General features: G+C 47.1%; 6 protein-coding genes. All 6 read right to left on the reverse strand.

From position 1 onward, the window contains the following. Positions 1 to 553 precede the first annotated feature (553 nt). Positions 554 to 1,324, reverse strand: coding sequence for an AAA family ATPase (locus U9P07_00175; protein MEA2107824.1), 771 nt, complete (start codon positions 1,322 to 1,324; stop codon positions 554 to 556). A 7-nt stretch (positions 1,325 to 1,331) separates the two neighbouring features. Beyond that, positions 1,332 to 2,000 carry a 16S rRNA (guanine(527)-N(7))-methyltransferase RsmG gene (gene rsmG, locus U9P07_00180; GenBank protein ID MEA2107825.1) on the reverse strand — a complete coding sequence of 223 codons (669 nt, stop codon included), beginning with the start codon at positions 1,998 to 2,000 and terminating at the stop codon, positions 1,332 to 1,334. Next, the gene (gene mnmE, locus U9P07_00185) at positions 1,997 to 3,379 is read right to left on the reverse strand and encodes a tRNA uridine-5-carboxymethylaminomethyl(34) synthesis GTPase MnmE (GenBank protein MEA2107826.1); all 1,383 of its coding nucleotides are present in this window, start codon (positions 3,377 to 3,379) and stop codon (positions 1,997 to 1,999) included. Before mnmE ends, rsmG begins: the two co-directional genes overlap by 4 nt. Positions 3,380 to 3,391: 12 nt before the next feature. Further along, positions 3,392 to 4,264, reverse strand: coding sequence for a Jag N-terminal domain-containing protein (locus tag U9P07_00190; GenBank protein ID MEA2107827.1), 873 nt, complete (start codon positions 4,262 to 4,264; stop codon positions 3,392 to 3,394). 257 nt (positions 4,265 to 4,521) lie between these two features. Then, a complete protein-coding gene (gene yidC / locus U9P07_00195; GenBank protein ID MEA2107828.1) occupies positions 4,522 to 6,171 on the reverse strand; it encodes a membrane protein insertase YidC in 1,650 nt (549 codons plus the stop codon). An 81-nt stretch (positions 6,172 to 6,252) separates the two neighbouring features. Then, entirely contained in the window at positions 6,253 to 6,441 is a 189-nt protein-coding gene (gene yidD, locus U9P07_00200) for a membrane protein insertion efficiency factor YidD (GenBank protein MEA2107829.1), read from the reverse strand. Between the last annotated feature and the right edge of the window lie 9 nt (positions 6,442 to 6,450).

The following is a 6,450-nucleotide window of genomic DNA, read 5'->3' on the forward strand; positions in this document are numbered from 1 at the left end:
TACTCATTGTTTTTGCATAAATACTATAAGGCGGGCTTCGCCCGCAACCCAGATTTTATTTTACCATGAAGGACTGAAGAACATGAAGTTCAATTAGAAATTCTTCAAGCTCTTCATATCTTCATGGTGAAATTTTTTTTGCCCTGCGTCCTGAATTTGTGATAATTCACTTTCCCGCCTTCCTTCGCCTGCGGTCCGTACTGGTTTGCACGTTTGCTTCGCCGTGCTTCGCGGGGGGACACTCTTGACTATCGCTCGACCAGTGGAGGAACAGCTTGAATTTGCTTTTAACGCGAAACTCAAGAATGTCCCCAATCACGGTGACCCCTAGCCCCTAGCCCCTAGCCCCTAGCCGGTTTGCACGTTTGCTTCGCCGTGCTTCGCGGGGGGACACTCTTGACTATCGCTCGACCAGTGGAGGAACAGCTTGAATTTGCTTTTAACGCGAAACTCAAGAATGTCCCCAATCACGGTGACCCCGCTTCCAATTTCCCCCGCTCTCCCTTAGTTAAATCAATAAATCAACAACGTCCCTGCCTTCTGCTCTCGGCCTTTATGGCCTGGCTTGCCGACGTAAAAACTCATCAGCAAGTTGAAAGTAGGCTTGCGCTCCGGTGGAAGAAACATCATACAAAGCAATGGGCTTCCCATGACTTGGCGACTCACTGAGCCGGACATTCCGGGGAATAATGGACTCATAGACCAGGGAGCCGAAATGCTCGCGCACTTCTTTTTCCACCTGCCGTGCCAAAGTGGTCCGCTGATCCATCATGGTAAGCAAAATTCCCTCAATATCTAACCGAGGATTAAGGGTCTCTTGTATCCGGTTCACCGTATGTAATAATTGGCCGAGCCCCTCCATCGCGTAGTATTCACTCTGCAACGGAATTAAAATGGCGTGGGCCGCGGCCAGGGAATTAATGGTCAGCAGTCCAAGCGAGGGAGAGCAATCAATAATAATATATTGATAACTACCCAGTAAGGGCATCAGCCGATCTGCCAGGATGAACTCCCGACGTTCAAATTGCAACAGCTCAACTTCCGCCCCGATCAAATCCGGATTTGCCGGGATGATATCCAGATAGGCAAAATCAGTCTGGTGAAGAACTTCCTGAGGCGTCGCCAGTCCAAGCAATGCCTGGTATATGCTCCGCTGATTATCATCTCTTTCATAGCCGATGCCGCTGGTAGCATTCCCCTGGGGATCAAGATCAACAAGCAGGGTCTTACGCTCGGCAATAGCCAGTGAAACTGCCAGATTAACGGCAGTGGTGGTCTTGCCAACCCCACCTTTTTGATTGGCGATGGAAATTATTTTCCCCATAAAAATCTTATACCCTGATAATCCGGATCATATATCGCTGTTGCTCCAGAAAAGGAATGGTAACTTTTTTGATGTCCTCAAGCCGTAAATTCTCATGGAGGGATAATGCCTCCATGATTTTTTCTCGTGAAGATGCCGTAGAAGAAAGCAGAACCAGCCCTCCCGGCGCCAGAACCTCTCCAGCAACAGGAAAAACGTCATCAGGGACCGATACCGCTCTGCTCACCAGAGCCGCAAGCGGTATTTTAAACTCCGTACTACCATTTCCTTTATGCAAATGTAAATGAAGGATTTCAACATTCTTAAGGCCTAAAATCCTGGTAACATGCTGCAAAAACAAAGTTTTTTTTTGCCTGGCCTCAACCAACAAAAAACGGATGGCAGGAAGTAACAGCGCCAGGGGCAATCCGGGAAATCCGGCACCACTTCCCAAATCAAGGACGGAACCAGAGATGCCGGAAAGGAAAGGGGAAAAGGAAAGTGAATCAAGAAAATGCCGGCAGATTATCTTCTGTCCGTCTTTAATTGCGGTTAGATTATAGGCACGGTTCCAGCGTTGTAACGCGGTGAGATAAGCCATAAAAGCTTCCTGATGAGCAGGGTCAAGATGTATATCCAATTGATGACTACCATCAATCAGTAATCTTCTCAGGTTATCAGGCGCTACATTATTCATTTTCCAACGCAAAAATTGGCAAAAATGGTATCCAGCAAATCGCCATCCCATTGTTGTCCGGTTATTTCTCTTAAAGCCAGGCGGGCTTGCTGAAGTTCTTCCGCCACCATATCAAGTAACGGCCTGGAAGCGGAAAGCAGCTTCAAACTATGCTGCAAGTATCCCAGCACTTTCTCCAGCAGTATTTTATGGCGCAAATGGCAGATAACCTGTTCCCCGGAAAAATTTTTAAAATCCTCTTCAATGATTTCCCTGAGTTTCATTTTCAACTCGCCAACGTCAACCTGGTCTTTGCGGACAGTGGTATAAATAAACGGAATATCGCCGTCAAAGAATTCCTTGAGCTGTTTCTCACCGGCCGCAGCCGGAAGATCATTTTTATTCACCACCACCAAGTGACGTTGAGCAATGAGGCGCTGATAAATCAGGATGTCTTCAACCGTAGGAATCCGGGTGTTATCAATGACCATAATAACAATATCCGCCATCTTCATCCATTCATCCGTCCGGGCAACCCCCAACCGCTCCACCTCGTCTGCCGGCTGACAAATCCCGGCAGTATCCGCGATTTCCACCCTCATCCCTCCCAGAGCCAGAGATTCACTGACCACATCCCGCGTCGTTCCGGGAATTTCGGTCACAATAGCACGCTCTCGGCCAAGCAGGGCATTCAGTAGACTTGATTTCCCCACGTTGGGACGACCAACCAGGACCACCCGCAGACCATCTACCAGCGTCCTTCCCTCGTCATAGGAAGAAAGCAGTTGTTTCACCTCTTCCCGCAGGACATCAAGCTCATCCACCATTAACCGGGTGGTCAAAGACAACCCTTCCTCCTCCAATAAGTCAAGTTCAACCTCGAGGGCTGCCAACTGCCGGGAAAGACGCTGCTCCAGAGTAATCAATTGTCCGGACAGGCCACCCGCTAACTGACGGATGGCTACCTGCATTGCCTGTTCATTACCGGCAGTAACCAGGTCAGCAACAGATTCCGCCTGAACCAGATCAAGGCGCCCGGACAAAAAAGCCCGGCGGGTAAATTCACCGGGCTCAGCCAGCCGGGCCCCCTGATGCAATAATAATTGCAATATTTTCCCGGCGACCAGATACCCGCCATGACAATGAATTTCCGCCATTTCCTCACGGGTATAGGAACGACCAACCTCCATGCGGACTACCAGGACCTGGTCAAGAGGATCGCCGGTTTCAGGCTCGTTTATCATGCCCAGATAAAGATGAAAAGGAGTGAATACATCGGGTAGCGGGGAAAAAAGAGTCTCGAGAATGACTCGAGATTGTGGACCACTCAGGCGAAGGATGGAAATGCCACCTTCACCAACCGGGGTTGAAACCGCGGCAATCGTATCACTGTGAACCATAACCTGTGCTCATCAGGACTTAACCGCTTTCGCTTTATTTCTATCTCGGTTGCGATGAAGATTTTTTGGATAGATAATTATTTTTTTATACTCACCGTCACCCTTACTACGGGAATACAGGCTTTTATCTTCCTGGATAAGCAGGTGAACAATACGGCGATCATGGGCATTAAGGGCATTAATGGTTACCGGTTTACGGATTTTTTTGGCTTTTGCTGCCAATTTTAGCGCCAGCTTCTTTATATTGTGCTCATGACGGGAACGAAAACCACCACAATCCACATAAACGCGGCCTCCTCTTACTCCGTAAAGCTTATTAATCAGGTACTGCAAGGCATTCAGCACCTCCCCCTTGCGGCTGACCAGCATTGTCTGCCCATCTTGTTCCTCTATAACCAGATGACAGTCAGGAGGCGCTAAACGGCCCTCAACGGATTTGACCGATACATCCATGAGGGCAAGAATCTCAACCAAAGTTTTTTTAACCATCACCAGGTCAATGGCAGGCACAGCTGTATCTTTTATCTCTTTCTTCTCAGATTGAGCCGGAGGTGTGGGGGAAGGCGGCTGTGATGGTGGAATTTCATCCTCTTTTGTCACCACTTTGGCCAATTCCGGTTCACTATCGGCCGGAGCTGCCGCTAAAACATCCTCTTTAATATGGTCACTAAAAGCTGAATCGATCAGTTCCTTAACTAAATCAGTTTTTTCCTTTTCCTCAACCGTAACCCTGATTATCGCCGTTTTCCCACCTAAAAGACCAAAGATTTTCCTGGTTTCCTCCCTGACAATCTCATAGTGTAACCTGTCAGCAGAAAGATTTAACTGTAGACAGGCCTTTTTTACCGCATCCTGGACGTTCTTTCCTTCAAAATCCCTGGTCATCCGGGTTTTCTCCCTTATTAATCACCCAATGCGGCATAGCCGCAACCAAATTGAGATGAATATATCATCGTCAACATTGTTTCATCACCATGAAGGCTTGAAGAACATGAAGTTCAATTAGAAATTCTTCAAGCTCTTCATATCTTCATGGTTACATATTTTTCTTGTTTTTTATGCCCCCCCCTGCCTGCAGCAGGCAGGTCAAGGAGGTTCTGAGGTTGCAGCCTGACGAAGAGGATGGAGTTTTTACGAAGCCATCAAACTTCTGCTTTTTTCATCACCATATATTGTTGCCCAATTGACAGAATATTATTCACCAGCCAGTAAAGCACCAGACCAGCGGGAAAATTCAAAAACATGAAGGTGAAAATAAGCGGCATGAAAAGCATCATCTTCGCCTGCATGGCATCACCGGTAGTGGGGCTCATCTTCTGCTGCAAGAACATGGTAGCCCCCATCAGAATCGGGGTTATATAATAAGGGTCTTTGGCCGCCAGATCCTGAATCCACCAGAAAAAAGGAGCATGCCTCAGTTCAATGGCAACCATCAACCCTCGATAAAGACCGAAGAAGACTGGAATCTGCACCACGATAGGCAGACAGCCGCCAAAAGGATTGACTTTATACGTCCGGTAGAGATCCATCATCTCTTTTTGCTGCCGGGCTTTGTCATCCTTATATTTTTCCTTCATTTTAGCTACTTTTGGCTGGATGGCTTTCATCTTGTTCATGGACTGGTAGCTCTTTTGTGAAAGCGGATAAAAAACCAGTTTGATCAAAATGGTCACCAGAATAATTGCCAAACCATAGTTATGCAGGTAGCGGTTGAAGAACTTAAGCAACTGGACCAGCGGCCGGGCAATTATTCCAAACCAGCCGAAATCAACTGATTTATCCAACTGCAGATTAAACTTTTTCAGATAATCAAATTCCTTCGGCCCAATAAAAACCCTGAAATTACCGGCCCCTCCCATTTTCATTCCGGTTTCGACAATAGTAGCTTTTGGTTTCTCAATCACACCGGTCACATTGCTAACCGCTGTTTGTTCCTGGGGCATGATGGCCGCTAAAAAGTATTTACTGGTATAGCCTATCCAGTTAATTGTCCCGTCCAGCTCCATTTTTTTTATTTTTTTCTGTTTTTTGGACTGTTTGAAAAGCTTGCCATCCACGTAGGCTTGCGGCCCGCGATAAACATAGGATTTTGGTTTCTTGGCTGCTGGGAAAATTTCATGGGACCAGACAAGGCTGGTCGAGGAAAGGACTGTGGGGGCATCATTTCGATCCTGTAGTTCGTAGGAAAGATCAAAATAATATTCTCCGGGATAAAAAACATATTTTTTTACCAGGGTCATGCCGCTTTCCTGTGGAGATCTGAGCTCAAGCGTCACCTGCTCTTTATTAATCTGCAAAAATTCAAGGCCTTTGGTATCCGCTTGATAAACAAAACGCCGATCACTGAAAACCTGGCCCCCTAACGCTATTTTGCCTGACAAAGGAAAATATGATGGGTCAACTACATTCACCATTTCCAGCCGGGAACTGCCGGAGGCAATATCCTTCCGGTAGTTTTTCAGGGTAAATTTTTTCATTACCCCGCCAACCGTATTAATGACACAGGTATACAAGGCAGAATCAATGGTAATATCCTCACCATCAACCACCGGCGTCAATGCTTCCTTTATCGGCAACGCGACTGCGCTTTCATTCGAAGCCGACGGTGATTGCAATGAATCATCTTTATTAGTAGCAGCTACGGGTTTATTAGTGGTAGCTACTGGACTCCGGGAAACTTTCTCCGCCACCGATGAGGTTGAGGGAACTGGTTTACTGGGGGGGAAAATATATTGGTAACCCATGAGGACGGCCAGAGACAACACAATAGCCAAAATGGTCCGTTTTTCCATACTTGCTCCAAGGCCACTAAAGGGCCAGCTGAATTTATTAGCCTAAAGTCCGTCCGGTACAATCCTCCGGATCTGGGGATCTTATGCCGGGTCTATACCACCTGGGAAAAAGGGATTACAACGCAGGATTCTTAAAACTGCTTTCATGGTACCCAGGATAATGCCATAGCGCCCAATGGCATCCAGGGCATACTGGGAACAGGAAGGAACAAAGCGACAGGAATGACCCATGCAGGGCGATATCAAAACCTGATAAATTTTTATGGGCAAACAATAAAG

Source organism: Pseudomonadota bacterium, assembly GCA_034660915.1.
Classification (GTDB): domain Bacteria; phylum Desulfobacterota; class Anaeroferrophillalia; order Anaeroferrophillales; family Anaeroferrophillaceae; genus DQWO01.

What these genes read in the sequence shown, in the direction of transcription:
- yidC (MEA2107828.1), bottom strand. Translation starts at nt 6,171, where the DNA reads ATGGAAAAACGGACCATTTTGGCTATTGTGTTGTCTCTGGCCGTCCTC.
- U9P07_00190 (MEA2107827.1), bottom strand. Translation starts at nt 4,264, where the DNA reads ATGACCAGGGATTTTGAAGGAAAGAACGTCCAGGATGCGGTAAAAAAG.
- rsmG (MEA2107825.1), bottom strand. Translation starts at nt 2,000, where the DNA reads ATGAATAATGTAGCGCCTGATAACCTGAGAAGATTACTGATTGATGGT.
- U9P07_00175 (MEA2107824.1), bottom strand. Translation starts at nt 1,324, where the DNA reads ATGGGGAAAATAATTTCCATCGCCAATCAAAAAGGTGGGGTTGGCAAG.
- mnmE (MEA2107826.1), bottom strand. Translation starts at nt 3,379, where the DNA reads ATGGTTCACAGTGATACGATTGCCGCGGTTTCAACCCCGGTTGGTGAA.